Below are 17,051 nucleotides of genomic sequence, written 5' to 3' on the forward strand. Positions count from 1 at the left end.
ATAAGTAGATGATCGTAGGGGGGCAGGTGGAAGATCGATTTGACCTCTTCCTCTAAACCCGATCAGTTTTAACTTAAGCAGAAAACTTCATCAGAGAATACGCTTTTTTTACTAGAAGACTTATCTATCATGGTTACTTTTAGGACAGGGTTGTTTGATTCAGCAAGCTTTGTTATCAGCGCAGCCGGTTTATTAAGAGAACAAGACTTTGAACCTGAACATAAGCATTTTATCGATAGTCCAGAGATGGATTTTAGTTGGGCTGTAGTTGGCGCCGCTATTGTAAATCCATTTGGTGAATATATCGCAGGACCAGTTTATAACGAGGATACGATTGTCTACGCTGATTGTCATGCGAATGAACTTAATGCAGCGAAAGTTGTGTTTGACGGATTGGGTCATTATTCAAGACCAGATGCTGTAAAAATATTGTTACATGATCATGAACAAAAGAGTCTTCTCCGTAGCTCGCGTGGACTTTCCTATCAAGATTTGAAAAATATTTCAGAAAGCACAGAGGTGCCGCTTGAAAAATTAGAAAAAATTTTGGAAAAGGTGGAGGAGAGAGAGTCTAAATTAGTAACAAGTAGTTCATAATACTTATTAATACGTGGAAGTAATACATTTTGCATTGCGTTGTTCGCTAATAATTTGATACTGAAGAAGGAATCCTTCAGTTATTTCAGGGGCAGTCAGGTCTGGTGCTTAGCTTTTGAGCCAGACCCGCCAGCCCTCTTTTTTTGTTTTAAGTAGTTAAGTTCTGTGGCTCACGATTAAGAAATTTTTCTTTTACAAAAGGGAGGATCCAATAATCGACACCAATTTTTGCAGCATTAAATCCAGCGATTAAAATAATAATTTCTAATAATAACATTTGAGGATTAGTGCTGGTAGTCCCTGAAAACATATAAGAAAAGTTCATGATTACTCCCATCAAAGTCGCAAATGTAGTAAACAATCCTAAAAGTAGAGCCAGGCCGACGAGAAACTCGCCCCATGGAACTAAAATATTAAAAAATTCAACATTTGGCAGAGCTATTGTTTCAATAAAATTTCCCCACCACCCCTGAACTGCAGGATGTTCTCCTGTTGTTTTAGATAAAGCCCCTTTTAGAAAACCGGAAGCATCAAATTTTCCCTCCGTGATTTTTCCAAATCCGGCTTTTAACCAGGTCCATCCCAGGTAAATTCGGATAAGCGTTAATAAGTATTTCACATGTGGATTTACTTTCAGAAACTGGATAAACAATATTTACACCCCTTATTTATTAATAATGATTTTCGTTATCAATTATAAAATCTTAAAAAATAACTTCAACGGTACTTTGAACTATCTTGCAGATGGGAAATTAATACCACAAATAACCATATGTTACCTGCATAGTTCGTATAGGATAAGTCTTGACCATGATCCAAACCCGCTCTGCGTTAACGCGTTAAAGCGGTGAGGGTCAGACCCGCTCTTTGTTTAAGTGGTAACGCGTTAAAGTGAAGGGGAATAATTTATGAAATAATTCCTTTTCATTTCCAGAGAGATTCTTTAGGATAGAAGCAGGGAGGAGTTGAATTTGGCTAGAGTTGAATACGAAAGGCAAAAAACAGTTCCGAAGAAATGGATTTTGGCAGGATTATTTCTGGCATTCTTTCTGATTATTTCAAGCATTCTACTAATCTTCTATCCTTTTGCTTCACCGGTCAAAGAAGAATATTTCACCGGTAAGAACCCGATTATTTTTCAAGGAAAACAGGCCGGGAATGCAATGATTGAAAAAAGCATCATTTATATACCGCTTTCCCTATTAAAAAAGATAGATGAATCGATTGCGTATGATGAAAAATCAAACTCAGTGATCATCACAACAGCAGATAAAGTCGTTCAAATGCCCTCTGAATCTTTGACGTATTTTATCAATCAAAAGCCTGTCAAACTGCACTTGTCACCAACAATATCAAATAAAGGAGAACTCTATTTGTCGCTTGATACCATATTGCCTTTTTATCCGCTCCAATACCGGATTCTCAATGAAAGCGGGGCGATTTGGATCCAAAAAGTTGGAGAAACAATAAAAAAAGGAACCATCACAAACGAAGATGTACAAACTGAAAAACTCCGCCTCAGAACGGAACCAAATCTCCTAAGCCCGTATACTGCTGAGACAAAATTGAATGAATCTGTCTTTATCGAACAAAAAAAGGAAGACTACTATTTTGTACGGAAAAAAACAGGAGAAGCGGGCTATATTCGTAAAGACTTAGTTAAGGAAAAAGAAACTTTCACAATCACGGTAAAGAGGGAACAAAAAGAAGCAGTATTGCCAAAAATAAATGGACCTGTTCAATTAACATGGGAAGCTGTTTATGAAAAAAATCCCGACACAGATCGAATTCCGCCTATGCCCGGCGTAAATGTCGTGGCCCCAACTTGGTTTGAGCTTGCTTCTGAAACCGGATCAGTAAAGAATCTCGGCTCTATAGATTACGTCAAGTGGGCAAAAAAACGAAAATATCAAGTGTGGGGACTGTTTTCAAATGCATTCGATCCAAAACTTACAAAAGCAGCTTTTAAAGACTATGAAACAAGGCAAACCATCATTCGCCAGCTTCTTCATTATAGTAAAATGTATCAATTAGACGGAATCAATCTTGATATAGAAAATGTAAATGAAGAAGACGGACCACTTGTAACACAATTTGTTAGGGAAGCAGTTCCGTTTTTTCATGATGCAGGATTAATCGTTTCAATGGATATTACGTTTATCGCCGGAGGAAACTGGTCTGCATTTTATGAAAGGGATAAACTGGCCGATCTTGTCGATTATTTAATAGTAATGACATATGATGAGCATTGGGCAACTTCTCCTGTAGCAGGAAGTGTTGCAAGCCTTCCGTGGGTAGAGGAAAATCTTAAGAAGTTATTGGAGATTGTTCCAAGCGAAAAATTAATTCTTGGAGTGCCATTATATTCAAGACTTTGGAAAGAACAGCACCTTAATAACGGCATAACAAAGCTTACCTCCAAAGCATTATCAATGGATAAAGTGAAAGAATGGCTTGATGCGAATAAAGTGCAGCCAAAATATGATCCATCCACAGGTCAAAATTATGCGGAATATGATTCTGAAAAAGAAAAAGCGACGTATAAAATTTGGATTGAAGATGAACATTCCTTAAAAAAGAGGTCAGAGCTAGCCAGAAAATATAATTTGGCCGGAGTAGCAAGCTGGTCCAGATTTTTTGCTAATGAGAAAGCATGGTCAGCATTAAATATTAAGCAACAGACCAATGTTACAAAAAAATAAATACAAAAATCGCTTCTATCCCACTTTAAGATTAGACCTTCTCGAAAGAATCTGCAAAGCATTTTTTAGATGAAAAAATGAAAGTTGGTTAGAATAGAATTGTAAATGTAAACGCCTTCCCTTTTTACGGAAGCATAAGAAAAGGAGTCATTATTATGCAGATTGAGAATCCAAGCAGAGAAGAAATAAGGGATATATTGAAAAAAGCAAAACGAATTGCAGTAGTGGGATTAAGCGATAAACCTGAACGAACTTCTTATATGGTTGCAGAAGCGATGAAAAATGCCGGTTATGAAATCATACCGGTCAATCCGAATGTAGATGAAGTGTTCGGTATCAAAGCCGTACCTTCCTTAAAAGACATCGAGGGACATGTTGATATTGTTGACGTTTTTCGGCGTTCTGAATATTTGCCGGAAATTGCAAAGGAATTTACCGAAATTGACGCAGATGTGTTCTGGGCACAGTTAGGCGTGGTAAATGAAGAAGCATATGAATTATTAAAAGAAAAGGGTTATACAGTTATCATGGATCGCTGCATCAAAGTAGAGCATGCGTTGACAAAATAAACATAAAGCAAGGGGCTGACTCATCAGGGTCTGACCCTTTTTTTGTTTCGGGGCTAAACGATCACTCCCGCTTTTCCAAAGAACGATTTGCCAAATTGAAATAAAACGATACAATAAAGCATAGACGTTTCGGGAATATATGATAAAATAGAAATGAGAACACATGTTCCTTTAATATATTTTTCCATGATTTAAAAGGAATATGTTTATGTGAAACCGAATACATTTTCAGATGTTCGATAACGAGAATCATTGAAATGTGTTTGCAAGTAGTGAAAGGGGTATGTACGTGTCAAGAAATCAGCATGCTTTTGATTACAACGATGATGCCATACAAGTACTGGAAGGCTTAGAGGCTGTTCGAAAAAGACCGGGAATGTACATTGGCAGCACTGATGGCCGCGGTCTTCATCACTTAGTATATGAAATAGTGGATAATGCAGTCGATGAAGCTCTTGCCGGTTATGGCGACCATATCATCGTGAAAATACATAAAGATAACTCAATCAGTGTTGTTGATAAGGGGAGAGGAATGCCGACCGGGATGCATAAACTGGGCAAGCCTACCCCTGAAGTAATATTAACTGTTCTTCATGCGGGCGGTAAATTTGGTCAGGGTGGATACAAGACGAGCGGCGGGCTGCACGGTGTCGGTGCATCTGTCGTAAATGCACTGTCTGAATGGCTTGAAGTAACGATAAAAAGAGACGGTTTTGTCTATAAACAGCGATTTGAAAATGGCGGTAAACCTGTAACCACTTTGGAGAAAATTGGAAAAACAAACCAGACGGGAACGACAATCCACTTTAAGCCGGATCCCGATATTTTTACTACGACAACATTCAACTATGAAACCTTATGCGAGCGGCTGCGCGAATCTGCTTTTTTATTGAAGGGTTTAAAGATCGAAATCTTAGATGAACGCAATGATTTTCTGGATGTGTTCCACTATGAGACAGGGATTAAAGCATTTGTTGAATACTTGAATGAAGAAAAAGATGTTCTACATCCTGTTATCAGTTTTGAAGGGGAACAAAATGGGATTGAAGTAGAATTTGCTTTTCAATTTAATGACGGCTATTCGGAAAATGTTCTTTCGTTCGTTAACAATGTCCGCACAAAAGATGGCGGAACCCATGAAGCAGGTTCAAAAACTGCCATGACACGCGCTTTCAATGATTATGCACGCAAAGTTGGTTTGTTAAAAGAAAAAGACAAAAACCTTGATGGAGCTGATATTCGCGAGGGATTGTCCGCAATCATTTCCGTTCGGATACCGGAAAATCTTTTGCAGTTTGAAGGGCAAACAAAAGGAAAGCTGGGGACGAGTGAAGCACGTTCTGCAGTTGATGCAGTTGTTTCCGAACATCTTTCCTATTTCCTTGAGGAAAATCCGGATATCAGTTCACTGTTAATTAAAAAAGCAATCAAAGCTTATCAAGCGAGAGAGGCTGCAAGGAAAGCAAGGGAAGAAGCACGGAGCGGAAAAAAACGCAAGCGCTCCGAAGCGATGCTTTCCGGTAAACTAACCCCGGCGCAATCAAGGAATCCGCAAAAAAATGAATTGTATCTTGTTGAGGGCGATTCCGCGGGAGGTTCTGCCAAGCAAGGGCGGGACCGCCGTTTTCAGGCTGTCCTTCCGCTGAGGGGCAAAGTCATTAATACGGAAAAAGCAAAGCTTCAAGACATCTTCAAAAATGAAGAAATTAATACGATTATTCATGCAATCGGAGCAGGTGTAGGCGCCGACTTTAATCTTGAAGATGTAAATTATGATAAAATCGTGATCATGACTGACGCGGATACTGATGGTGCCCATATCCAGGTGCTGCTCCTTACTTTCTTTTACCGGTACATGAAGCCGCTCGTTGAAGCCGGCAAGGTGTTTATTGCCCTCCCGCCGTTGTATAAAGTGAGCAAGGGAACCGGAAAAAAGGAAGTGGTCGAATATGCATGGAGTGATGAAGAACTTCAAGGCGCAATCAAAAAAGTCGGAAAAGGCTATATGATTCAGCGCTATAAAGGTTTAGGAGAAATGAATGCCGACCAGCTGTGGGAAACAACAATGAATCCGGAAACTCGTACACTTATACGAGTCCGGATTGACGATGCAGCCCGTGCAGAACGCCGGGTTACGACCTTGATGGGCGACAAAGTTGAACCACGGAGAAAATGGATTGAAAATAACGTTGCTTTCGGCCTTGATGATGATGAGAACATTTTAGAAAACGAGAATATTTCAGTGGCAGAGGAGGTTGCTGAATAATGAGTACGGTTGAAAAATTTCGTGACTTGCCGCTTGAAGATGTGCTGGGCGACCGATTCGGGAGATACAGCAAATACATTATTCAAGAACGAGCCCTTCCGGATGCAAGAGACGGTTTAAAACCTGTTCAGCGGCGCATCCTGTATGCGATGCACGTTGACGGAAATACGCACGATAAAGGGTTTCGGAAATCAGCCAAAACCGTCGGGAATGTAATCGGTAATTATCATCCCCACGGTGATACATCTGTTTATGATGCGATGGTGCGTATGAGCCAGGAGTGGAAGCTGCGGAATCTCTTGATTGAAATGCATGGAAACAATGGAAGCATTGACGGCGATCCGCCGGCTGCCATGCGTTATACAGAGGCAAGGCTGTCAGCTATTTCAGCTGAACTTTTAAGGGATATTGACAAACAAACGGTAGACTTTATCCCCAATTTTGATGATACATCAAAGGAACCGACCGTTCTTCCGGCGATGTTTCCGAATCTTTTAGTAAATGGCTCTACAGGAATTTCCGCCGGTTATGCAACCGATATTCCGCCCCACCACCTAGAAGAAGTGATTGACGGGGTTATTATGAGAATGGAAAATCCTGATTGTACCGTCCAGGACTTAATGACGGTTATTAAAGGTCCTGATTTTCCGACAGGCGGAATTATTCAAGGTGTTGAAGGAATCCAAAAAGCATACGAAACCGGGAAAGGGAAGATCATTGTCCGCGGCAAAGCGGAAATTGAAAATATCCGCGGTGGAAGACAGCAAATAGTGATCACCGAAATTCCTTATGATGTGAATAAAGCCAATCTTGTGAAAAAAATCGATGAATTCCGCATTGACCGAAAAGTTGAAGGAATTGCTGAAGTCCGGGACGAAACGGATCGGACGGGTTTGCGGATTGTGGTTGAACTCAAAAAAGATGCCGATGCAGAAGGCGTTCTGAATTACCTTTATAAAAACAGCGATTTGCAAATTCCATATAATTTCAACATGGTTGCTATACATAAAAAAAGACCGAAGCTTATGGGACTTCGGGAGCTTCTTGATGCATATATTGAGCATCAAAAAGAAGTCGTAACGCGAAGATCAAAATATGATTTGCAAAAAGCAAAGGAACGGCAGCACATTGTAGAAGGTTTAATGAAGGCATTATCCATCCTCGATGAGGTAATCGCTGTCATCCGTGCATCAAAAGATAAACGCGATGCCAAAGATAACTTAATGGCAAAATTTGAATTTACGGAGCCGCAGGCTGAAGCGATCGTTTCCTTGCAGCTCTACCGGTTAACAAATACGGATATTACAGCATTGAAAAAAGAAGCGGAAGAATTGGCAAAGAAAATTGAAGAGCTGACGGCGATCCTTGAAAGTGATAAAAAACTTTCTTCCGTAATTAAAAAAGAATTAAAAGAAGTGAAAAAGCGTTTCAAAGATGAACGCCGCACAAAAATCGAGGAAAAAATTGAAGAAATCAAAATTAATTTAGATGTCCTCGTTGCAAATGAGGATGTCATCGTAACCGTAACAAAGGAAGGCTATGTAAAACGGACAAGCCAGCGTTCCTATGCAGCGTCGAATGGCCAAGACCTGGCTATGAAAGATTCTGACCGTCTGCTTGCCCAGTTATTCATGAATACAACAGATGTTCTGCTTATGTTTACGAATAAAGGCAACTATTTGTATTGTCCGGTACATGAACTTCCTGATATTCGCTGGAAAGACCTTGGGCAGCATATTGCAAATCTCATCCAAATTGATCGGGACGAAGAAATTATCCGGGCAATTCCTATAAAAGATTTTGAAGAGGATTCTTATCTGTTATTTGTAACGAAAAACGGGATGGTTAAGAAAACGGAATTAAAGCATTACAAAGCCCAGCGTTATTCAAGACCGCTGGTAGCAATCAATTTGAAAGAAGATGACCATGTCATTGATGTTCATTTAACAGATGGCAGTAAAGAAATTTTCTTAGCGACCCATTTTGGGTATGCTCTGCGTTTCCATGAAGAAGAAGTCAATATCGTCGGAGCACGGGCAGCTGGTGTAAAAGGAATCAATTTAAAAGAAAGCGATTTCGTTGCCGCTGGAAAAATCATTGAACAGCCATCAGAGGAAGAAGTCGTCATTGCAACTCAACGAGGCGCAATCAAGAAAATGAAATTGACCGAATTTGAACCGGGATCACGTGCAAAACGTGGGGTAGTCATGCTTCGGGAATTAAAATCAAACCCTCACCGAGTGATCGGTGCAGAAATCGTTACAAATGATGACAACATTATCGTGCAAACGGAAAAGGGTCATCTTGAAAACATAAATATTTCAAGTTTACGAAACAGTGACCGTTATTCAAATGGAACTTTCCTTTTTGATGTGACGGAAACCGGAAATGCGAAAGTTCTTTGGAAAATCGAGACAGTGGCTTTGCAGGAAGCAACTTCTGATAAAAATTAACATTAATTTAACTGAATTAACAACGGGGCTGACTCATAAGGATCGAACTTCCTTCAACGATAAACAAATGGAAGGGTCTGACCTATCAACGTTGAGTCAGTCCCATTTTTAGTTTCGGAAATCAAAAATTTTCGGTTATTCTGCATGTTTTTTGGCAGAAAGAGGAACGATAACCGTATGATTCCAAAAAGGAGCGATCAACATGAAAAAAGAATTACTGTTTGCGTTTTCCGCTTTCTTTTTAATATCTCTTTCTGCCATTACGGGCGCCTACGCAGTAGGTGAATCAAAAAAGAGTATCACCGTTTCACAAGAAAAGGTGGATGTGACAGGCGATGGGAAGAAAGACAAAGTTACAATCATTGGCATTCCATTTGAAGAAGGGGCAAATTTTTTAAAAGAAATTTTTCTAGAAATCGATGCTTCGAATGGAAAAAAATATAAAGTGGAATTAGAAGGCGGATATGAACCGCAAGTAAAATATGAAGACTTAAACCATGATCAAGTGAAAGATCTATTTATCTCAATCCCTACCGGAGGAAGCGGCGGTTTATCCAACTATTATTTGTATACTCTAAAAGATTTTAACTTAACTGACTTAACTGTACCCGAACCTTTAGTCATAACAAGCCAGTTTGAGGAAAATTATTGGGCATCATTAGTTGTTGATAAGACTGGCCAAAAGTATACATTTGATCTCAAAGACAGGAAAGCTGATTATGACAGGCTTGGATTATATGTAAACGGTAAACTTAATGAACCTTCGGAGTTAATGATATTTCCATATAGTACATTAAAGCCGGTTATCGTGAAAGAAAATAAATATGGATTACTCGGCGTTCAAAGGGTTAGTGGGGCTTATAGTGCAGAAGGAATCGCATTTGTCGAATCAATCTGGTTTTATGAAAACGGAAAATGGAACTTAGTTAACTCTAAAGTTTATGAAATGAATAAAAAGCAGCGAAAATAGGTCAATTTCAGGCTAAAGATGAATTTTTATATGATGTGGTAAGCGGGTCAATGCCATCACGAAAATATTGAATAAAAGATATTTCTTATCCTCTACCAAATGATTAAACAGAATTTTTATACTAAAATCTTCCACAATAGAATTTTTCTGTGGTATAATCAGGTTAAAAAAACATATACTATATACCACTTTTAAGGAGGTGTATAGCATATGTGTGATAAGGAGGAAAAGGATATGGCAGCATCTCAAGTAGTTCGTGAACCTGAAGTATTTGAATTTGTAAAACGTTCAAAAGAAATGATGCAACAAATCATGAAAGAAAAAGGCTTTACAGCAGATGAAGCAAAAAAAGCAATGGGTTTGAAAAATTAACGAAATAACTAAGCCTAAAGTAGTTATTGATACCAATCTATTTGCAGACTATTGGTTTGCGGATAATGAAAATGTGAATTACATTTTTGATGAAATTCTGTATAAGCGTAAAATTCACCTATTGTTTTCACAAGAAACAATAGGCGAATTAATGTATGCTATTAAGAGATTAATGAATAAGTTCAATATTCCAAACGGTCAAAGTCTAGCAAACTTGAAAGAGATTGCTTATTTTTTTTATTATTCTGAGTCTGTAAATACAAAATATTTCACTGTAAATTGTAAATTATTGTAAAGATCCGGATGATGACATGTTTTTAGCATGTGGCATAGCTGGTCGTGCTAAATATATTATTAGTAGTGACGAAAAAAGTGGAATTCACAGTTTTAAATTTAATGGATTAAAAATAATGACTCCAAATGAATTTGTGGATCATTGGAAAACTGAATTTGAAACTAAATAAGTCGTCTTTATGTAAGACGTCTTTTATTTTTCTAAATATTCGGGGATTCAACAAAAGAAATACACGGAGTTTAATACAGGAAAGAATAGTCATCATAATTATATTATGTCAACTTAGAGGAGTGCACATATAAAACAAAGAAAGGGATTGAAAAATAAATATTACGTAATTAATACGATTTACTGTTGTTGGAATTGGCTAATTTAGCAATGGTATATATCGATTTTTTTACCAGTCATCAATATTGGTTAAAAAAATTCATTAATTTATTGACATGTAAAGAATAAAAAGTTAAGAACCATTCATTTAAAAAATTTCATTCTGTCTCATTTTATCTAGTATACTTTGGAGATGAGATAATAATTGTTTTTTTGCATCCAACTTCCGAGAATATATATTATGTAAACTAGAAAAAATCCATAGGAGCAAGTGAATTTGGAAAACCAGACTTTTAAGGTAAACGGGTAAGGCAAAAAAGAGCGGCTTCTTCCGCTCCACCCTATTGTTTTTCCTTTATTTAAACAAAAGTCTTTATAGATAAATTATTAAGAAGTTTTATTTTCACCTTAAAGATTCCAATTGATAAACAATCCTGCATGTGCTAAACCGCCTCCGAAGCCATATAATAAAAGATTATTACCATTTCTTATTTTCCCTTCACGTACACCTTTATCTAATGACAATGGTATGGTTGCTGATGAAGTATTTCCATAATCCACCAAGCTATATAATGTCCGTTCAATAGGAAACCCGCTTCTTTCACATATAGACTCAATCATTCTTAAATTTGCACTATGAGGAACAAACCAATCAACATCTTTTAAATCTATTGAAGTGTTTTTCATAACAGATTGCATTCCTTTTGGTACGGTGGTAACAGCCCACTTGTATACCTCTCGGCCGTTTTGAACAATATAACCACTATTTATTAAGTCTTCATCGTTCATACGTTTAGACAGATTTGTACAATATAACTTATTTCCACTTTCTCCTTCTGAACCTAGATGTGAAGAAATAAAACTTGGTTGTTGTTCATCATATTCAACGAGAACTGCTCCTCCACCATCACCAAATAGTACACAGGTTGTTCTGTCTGTATAGTCAGTAATTTTAGATAATGTATCAGCACCGATAACAAGAATTTTCTTGTTTAAACCAGATGTTATCAACCCATTGGCTACATACAATCCATAAGTAAATCCCGCACAAGCAGCGTTTAAATCAATAGCCCCTGTGTTCTTAATATCTAACTTTGCTTGGATTAAAGAAGCTACGCTCGGAGTTTTGAAATCAGGAGTAAATGTACAGACGATAATCATATCAACATCATCGACTGATTTATCGTATCGTTCCATTAAATTCTTTACAGCTTGACAACTTATATCACTTGTGAACTCTTCTTCATGTGCTATTCTTCGTTCTTTAATACCAGTTCGTTTAACAATCCATTCATTATTTGTTTCAACTATTTCTTCCAAATCGTAGTTTGTTAACCTTCTATCAGGAACATACGAACCTATTGCAGTAATACGTGCTTTGGATTTAAACAAAGAAAAATCACCTCACTTTATATTTTATACTTATTTTATCATCTATTCCTATGACTTGGTAATAATTCTTAATGAAATTTCCTAAATGTATAAAAATACTTCCGCTCTAAGATGCATGACCTGCATCATTTCTATCAAGGATTGCTTGAACTTCATGTTTGGTTACACCAAACGGTCAGATTCTATGTAAAGATGTTCTGGATGCGGGTGGCTGAGAAAGTCATGATGGGAAATAGCCCATCCGTACGCTCCCGCATAACTGAAGAGAAGAATATCTCCAACCCGCACACTTGGAACTACTATTTCTCTTGCAAGAATGTCGTTAGGAGTACACAGCTCCCCGGCTACAGTAATGACCGTCTCGTTTACTTCAGGACGTTCAAAGGGGTATAACACTTTCTATTGGAACAATTGTAAAAGGATGGCTCTGTTTCCAAGCCGCCGGGAGTCTAAGATGATGGATTCCCCCGCGAACAACACAGAAGTATTTGCCATGGTTTTGTTTAATATCCAATACCTCCGCTGCATAATATCCGCAAGAAGAAGTGATATAGCGTCCACATTCGAACAGTAACTTCCAACTGCAGTCGCGATGTTTTTCAAGTGTTTTTTCCAAACGATTCGTAAAGTCCCCCCAGTTAAAAAGGTAGTTAATTCCGATGCCACCGCCTACATTTAAATAGGAAATATCTATGTTCCACTCCGCTCCCCACCTTTTTGACGTTTCAAAACAATGGTCCATAAAATCTGCGTCGGTTTTAGAATCGCAGTTATTAGATATTGCGTGAAAATGAAAACCGAGAAGCCTTACGTTTGGCAAACTTTTTGCTAAAGCAATTGCATGAGGGATTGCTATTTCAACAATTCCAAATTGTGTTGGTACACCTGCCATATTCAATTGCGCGTTTGGAACGGAATTTCGGAGATTGACACGTAGTAAAATGGATACGCTTGTCCCTTTTTGACTGGCAATGTGACATCACTTGTTCCACTTATTTCAATCCAAGCATCCATGTTGGATGCGACATAATCCCATGTTGTTAAAGTCATTTACATATTGATTTCAATCCACGCATCCATGTAGGATGCGACCGGAAAGCCCATTAAGCTCAGAGCGTTGCCAATCATTTCAATCCACGCATCCATGTAGGATGCGACCCCAAGCAAGCCGATGAGTTTTCGTTGAGTTCACCGAATTTCAATCCACGCATCCATGTAGGATGCGACGGGCAATGAGCGATATTAAAGACGATTGGGTGCGGATTTCAATCCACGCATCCATGTAGGATGCGACTGATATAGCCGGGAATGTGGCGCTCAACGTTCAAATTTCAATCCACGCATCCATGTAGGAGCGACGCAAAAATGTTTCATTTGTAGGATTGATAAGCATATATTTCAATCCACGCATCCATGTAGGATGCGACTCAATCCTCTTTCCTAATCGCTCTCCGCAAGCATCAATTTCAATCCACGCATCCATGTAGGATGCGACGTGTTCCGGATGGAGTTCCCCTATACTTCCCGGAAATTTCAATCCACGCATCCATGTAGGATGCGACCCAAGAGCCAATCAAACTCATGCTTGAACAGCAGATTTCAATCCACGCATCCATGTAGGATGCGACGCTTTCACAATTATGAAGTCCTAATGCACATTACATTTCAATCCACGCATCCATGTAGGATGCGACTTGTGCTTAGTTGAGTTAGGTCTACTTTGTGAATATTTCAATCCACGCATCCATGTAGGATGCGACCGATAAAAGCAAATGGGGGTTATAAGATTTTCAATCCACGCATCCATGTAGGATGCGACATCGAGGCTATTTTGACGGAGAAAAATTCGTTCCATTTCAATCCACGCATCCATGTAGGATGCGACTGATCATTCCACTTGGTTTAATTTTTTATTAGAAAATTTCAATCCACGCATCCATGTAGGATGCGACTTCTCGGTGTAGTAGTTTAATAGATTTACGGAAAATTTCAATCCACGCATCCATGTAGGATGCGACGGTATGAAGAAATGAAAAATTACGGACTTAACGATATTTCAATCCACGCATCCATGTAGGATGCGACAGCGATTTTTGATCAAAATAACTGTTAATTAATGTTATTTTGATCAAAAAATCGCTATTTTCTTTATTAAGAATAAAGAACTTTATTATAAAAATATTAAATTTGGCCAAAAGATATCAATTTTGAGGTGCGAATATATCAGAAAATTTATGTACGCTACACATTCGCACTAAAAAATTAAAGGTCCCTCTAAATCAACTGATGGTTTTACACCAATATGTTCCACTTTTGACTTATAATTATTACCTAACTGATAGAATCTGAGGCTATCTTGTTCCTCATCAATAATATTTGCAAGTTCTATTTTTAAAGAGGCAAATTGAGTGGAATCTACAATACATTCAAATACCGAATTTTGGACGCGCTGACCATAGTTTTGACATACTTTTGAAACTTTCCTCAGTCTTTTTTGTCCTGCGCTGCTAACAGTACTTACATCATACGTAATTAATACCAACAAATGTTACACCTACTTCCATAAAAAAGGTGGGTACTCATCTAAGTCGTCACGTAAATGGCGCGCTAAAAGTAAGGCTTGTGCATGTGGCACTAACCTCCAGGATATTTTTTCACCAAGGTATGGATGGGTTATCTTTTCCTGCTTTTTATTTTGCCAAGCCGCCAAAAATTTCTTTCTTGCTTCATCTGTCATGATAACAGCTCCGTTTTCCTTTTTAAGAAAATCTTCTGAGTTAACAACTTTTTTATTGATTAATGACAAGACAAATCTATCGGCATATACACCCCGCAGTTCTTCCATAACATCCAAAGCTAAAGATACTCTCCCGGGCCGATCTCGATGCAAAAAACCTACATATGCATCTAGCCCTACACCTTCTAACGCTGACGCCATATCATTGGCTAATAACGTGTAAGCAAATGAAAGCATAGCATTCAAGTTATCTAACGGCGGCCTGCGCGAACGATGGTGAAAACAAAAATCATCTTTTTGCTGTAATATCATCTGATTAAATAATTTATTGTAACTTATGGCTGCTTGGCCTTCCAAACCTCTTAGTCTTTCTAAATCCTCGCACTTTCTTACCTCAAGAATAATAGATGACAAATATCGGGAAACTTCTTTGAATTGGGCCACATCGACTCGCAATGGATAATCTCTTGTCATTCTTTCAATCATCCATTTATGATTGTAAATCTTGCCGATGATAAAATTCCGAGCAATTTTCGCGGACATGACTTCATCATCCGATACCCGATATTGTTTCTTTCTTAAAACTACATTTCCCTTGCTTTTACCGACTACTCTTGCAAGAAATCGGCCGTTCATCGTGAAAAATACTAATGAAATATTTCTTTCCGCACAATAACCCATTAAAGACGGGCTTGCACCGGTGTAGCCAAAGGAAACTACCGATTCTAAATTATGAAGCGGTAGTCTCCCCAACATTTCTTGTTCCTTGAGAAGAACAATATTATCTCCATCTAACGATAAATACACGTCAGGTTGAGTGATGAATAACGTATTCAAAAGTTTTTTCATTCGTTGATCTTCCCTTCAATGTAACTTTTGACAGTTCGTTTATTCATTAAATTCGGTAAACATAAATTTTGAAGGGAACAGTTTTTGCAAAAAGAACCTGTCTTTACTTTAGGTGTATACCTTCGCTTATAATAATCTTGCATTTCTGCGACTATGGACCTTACTTTATTTTTTTTATTTTCTGTCAGAGGGACTTCCACTCTATGTTTAATTTCATGATAGAACACGTATCCTATATTGATTTCACAGAGTAACATTTCCTCTAAGCACATAGCTTGTGCTGTTAATTGCAAAACATCTGAATCGTTCATTTTTGGTTTTCCGCGTTTATATTCAACAGGATATGCAACGTATTTTCCTTCCGTGCCATCTATTTCAACACTGCTGTCATCTTTAATAAACTCTACCACATCACAAATACCTGTTATTTTAAGCTCATTTGATTTTATAGGCATTGCGCGAACAATCAGTTTATTCCCGCGCTTCTCTCTCGTAAATGGCTTGTCCGCATTTCGATGGAGGTATTGCCCTTCAATGGTTCTTACGTTTTCTTCCCATTGTTGTTCAATATGAATTAAAGCCCACTGGCGTTTGCAAAATTGAAAGTGCTGAATACCAGACAGCATAAGATAATTGTTTTCTTCATCATAATCCATCGATGACATCAACTTTTAAACCTTCCAATTCATTTAAAGTAATTGTATAATCGTCAATCGTTTTTGGTTCTTCCACATTCCGTTGAATATTCAATAAGCGATGTACTTTTGCGGAAGAATATTGACCATATTTGGAATTATGCTCCCACCAGTAAACCTTATGCACCTCCATGCTTCCATCGGGTCTGGCAGCTGATAAGTCATTTTCAAACAATGTAACAAGCGCCTGTTTAATTTTTTCTGCGTCTTCATTTGTAAATCCCGTTTTTTCGGCTAACTGTGTATTAATACTGCCGTAAAAAACATAAACTCCGAAGTCTACACGGTGTTTCATCCCCATCGTATCGGAACCTTTTTCCTTCCCAGGCTCAGAATTCACACTTTTCGTAATTTGCATACTAGTAATATCAATTGGATCTACACTTGTTGCTGTATGAATAGACACTGGTCCTCTTACGCCGACGGAGACACCTGCGCCCTTACCTGTACCTTTGAACGCGAAAACTTGACCAAAACTTCGGACATCCATCCATTCTTTACAAGCAATGGCTGCAAACTCTTCACTTGAACTATCTTTCGATTTTAGTATTTTATCTAGTTCTGGATTAGCTTCAGCACGTTCTCTTAGACTTTTGAAATGATCTATTTTTCTATCATTTGCTTGAACAAAAATAGCTTCCCCCATATCTTGCAGGCGATTTCTAATTTTTCGTTTAATGGCTACATCTGAAATTTCCCCATGTCCATCGTAATTTTGTCTTGGTCGATTGCCGTTTAACGGATCTCCATTTGGATTGGCTTTTGTAACCGATAAAACAACAGCAAAATCAATTTTATGGTCTAAAATGGTCATAGTCATTTCCTCC

17 protein-coding genes and 1 CRISPR repeat array are annotated in these 17,051 nt (G+C 38.1%); of the genes, 9 read left to right on the top strand and 8 right to left on the bottom strand.

Annotation, left to right across the window (positions count from 1 at the left end):
• Positions 1 to 129: 129 nt before the first annotated feature.
• Positions 130 to 597, top strand: a complete 468-nt coding sequence (locus PB1_RS09975) for a carbon-nitrogen hydrolase family protein (protein WP_004436123.1) — start codon at positions 130 to 132, stop codon at positions 595 to 597.
• 148 nt (positions 598 to 745) lie between these two features.
• Here PB1_RS09975 and PB1_RS09980 read toward each other — a convergent pair whose 3' ends face one another.
• Positions 746 to 1,249 (bottom strand): DoxX family membrane protein, encoded by a 504-nt coding sequence (locus PB1_RS09980; protein ID WP_004436124.1) that lies wholly within the window; start codon positions 1,247 to 1,249, stop codon positions 746 to 748.
• Positions 1,250 to 1,568: 319 nt separating this feature from the next.
• Between PB1_RS09980 and PB1_RS09985 the strand changes: the two genes are divergently transcribed.
• The 8 genes from PB1_RS09985 (at position 1,569) to PB1_RS17485 (ending at position 10,393) form a co-directional block, all read left to right on the top strand.
• The gene (locus PB1_RS09985; protein ID WP_004436126.1) at positions 1,569 to 3,299 is read left to right on the top strand and encodes a glycosyl hydrolase family 18 protein; all 1,731 of its coding nucleotides are present in this window, start codon (positions 1,569 to 1,571) and stop codon (positions 3,297 to 3,299) included.
• Positions 3,300 to 3,454: 155 nt separating this feature from the next.
• Positions 3,455 to 3,868 (top strand): CoA-binding protein, encoded by a 414-nt coding sequence (locus PB1_RS09990; protein ID WP_004436128.1) that lies wholly within the window; start codon positions 3,455 to 3,457, stop codon positions 3,866 to 3,868.
• Positions 3,869 to 4,151: 283 nt separating this feature from the next.
• On the top strand, positions 4,152 to 6,134 hold the full coding sequence (gene parE / locus PB1_RS09995; protein WP_420796299.1) for a DNA topoisomerase IV subunit B: 1,983 nt from the start codon (positions 4,152 to 4,154) through the stop codon (positions 6,132 to 6,134).
• Positions 6,134 to 8,587, top strand: coding sequence for a DNA topoisomerase IV subunit A (parC, locus tag PB1_RS10000; protein ID WP_004436130.1), 2,454 nt, complete (start codon positions 6,134 to 6,136; stop codon positions 8,585 to 8,587). Before parE ends, parC begins: the two co-directional genes overlap by 1 nt.
• Positions 8,588 to 8,789: 202 nt before the next feature.
• The gene (locus tag PB1_RS10005; protein ID WP_004436131.1) at positions 8,790 to 9,557 is read left to right on the top strand and encodes a hypothetical protein; all 768 of its coding nucleotides are present in this window, start codon (positions 8,790 to 8,792) and stop codon (positions 9,555 to 9,557) included.
• A 234-nt stretch (positions 9,558 to 9,791) separates the two neighbouring features.
• Entirely contained in the window at positions 9,792 to 9,929 is a 138-nt protein-coding gene (locus PB1_RS17480; protein ID WP_155816423.1) for a hypothetical protein, read from the top strand.
• 25 nt (positions 9,930 to 9,954) lie between these two features.
• Positions 9,955 to 10,224, top strand: a complete 270-nt coding sequence (locus PB1_RS18575) for a hypothetical protein (RefSeq protein ID WP_420796300.1) — start codon at positions 9,955 to 9,957, stop codon at positions 10,222 to 10,224.
• 16 nt (positions 10,225 to 10,240) lie between these two features.
• A complete protein-coding gene (locus PB1_RS17485) occupies positions 10,241 to 10,393 on the top strand; it encodes a hypothetical protein (protein ID WP_004436135.1) in 153 nt (50 codons plus the stop codon).
• Positions 10,394 to 10,959: 566 nt separating this feature from the next.
• Here PB1_RS17485 and PB1_RS10010 read toward each other — a convergent pair.
• From PB1_RS10010 to cas7c, 7 genes are all read right to left on the bottom strand, one after another.
• Positions 10,960 to 11,943 (bottom strand): ketoacyl-ACP synthase III, encoded by a 984-nt coding sequence (locus PB1_RS10010; protein WP_004436137.1) that lies wholly within the window; start codon positions 11,941 to 11,943, stop codon positions 10,960 to 10,962.
• Positions 11,944 to 12,105: 162 nt separating this feature from the next.
• Complete coding sequence (locus PB1_RS18580; protein ID WP_274413099.1) at positions 12,106 to 12,339, bottom strand: hypothetical protein; 234 nt, start codon at positions 12,337 to 12,339, stop codon at positions 12,106 to 12,108.
• Complete coding sequence (locus PB1_RS10015) at positions 12,323 to 12,835, bottom strand: type III PLP-dependent enzyme domain-containing protein (RefSeq protein WP_274413100.1); 513 nt, start codon at positions 12,833 to 12,835, stop codon at positions 12,323 to 12,325. Before PB1_RS10015 ends, PB1_RS18580 begins: the two co-directional genes overlap by 17 nt.
• A gap of 102 nt (positions 12,836 to 12,937) precedes the next feature.
• Positions 12,938 to 14,028: a CRISPR direct-repeat array (repeat unit 32 nt; unit sequence ATTTCAATCCACGCATCCATGTAGGATGCGAC).
• Positions 14,029 to 14,197: 169 nt separating this feature from the next.
• Positions 14,198 to 14,488 carry a CRISPR-associated endonuclease Cas2 gene (gene cas2, locus PB1_RS10020; protein WP_004436144.1) on the bottom strand — a complete coding sequence of 97 codons (291 nt, stop codon included), beginning with the start codon at positions 14,486 to 14,488 and terminating at the stop codon, positions 14,198 to 14,200.
• Positions 14,489 to 14,497: 9 nt separating this feature from the next.
• Complete coding sequence (gene cas1c, locus PB1_RS10025) at positions 14,498 to 15,529, bottom strand: type I-C CRISPR-associated endonuclease Cas1c (protein WP_004436146.1); 1,032 nt, start codon at positions 15,527 to 15,529, stop codon at positions 14,498 to 14,500.
• Positions 15,526 to 16,185 carry a CRISPR-associated protein Cas4 gene (gene cas4, locus PB1_RS10030; protein WP_034645515.1) on the bottom strand — a complete coding sequence of 220 codons (660 nt, stop codon included), beginning with the start codon at positions 16,183 to 16,185 and terminating at the stop codon, positions 15,526 to 15,528. The genes cas1c and cas4 overlap by 4 nt, the downstream gene beginning before the upstream one ends.
• Positions 16,175 to 17,038: a type I-C CRISPR-associated protein Cas7/Csd2 gene (cas7c, locus tag PB1_RS10035; protein ID WP_004436149.1), complete on the bottom strand. Its 864-nt coding sequence runs from the start codon at positions 17,036 to 17,038 to the stop codon at positions 16,175 to 16,177. Before cas7c ends, cas4 begins: the two co-directional genes overlap by 11 nt.
• Between the last annotated feature and the right edge of the window lie 13 nt (positions 17,039 to 17,051).

This window comes from Bacillus methanolicus PB1, from assembly GCF_000262755.1.
GTDB lineage: Bacteria > Bacillota > Bacilli > Bacillales > Cytobacillaceae > Bacillus_Z > Bacillus_Z methanolicus.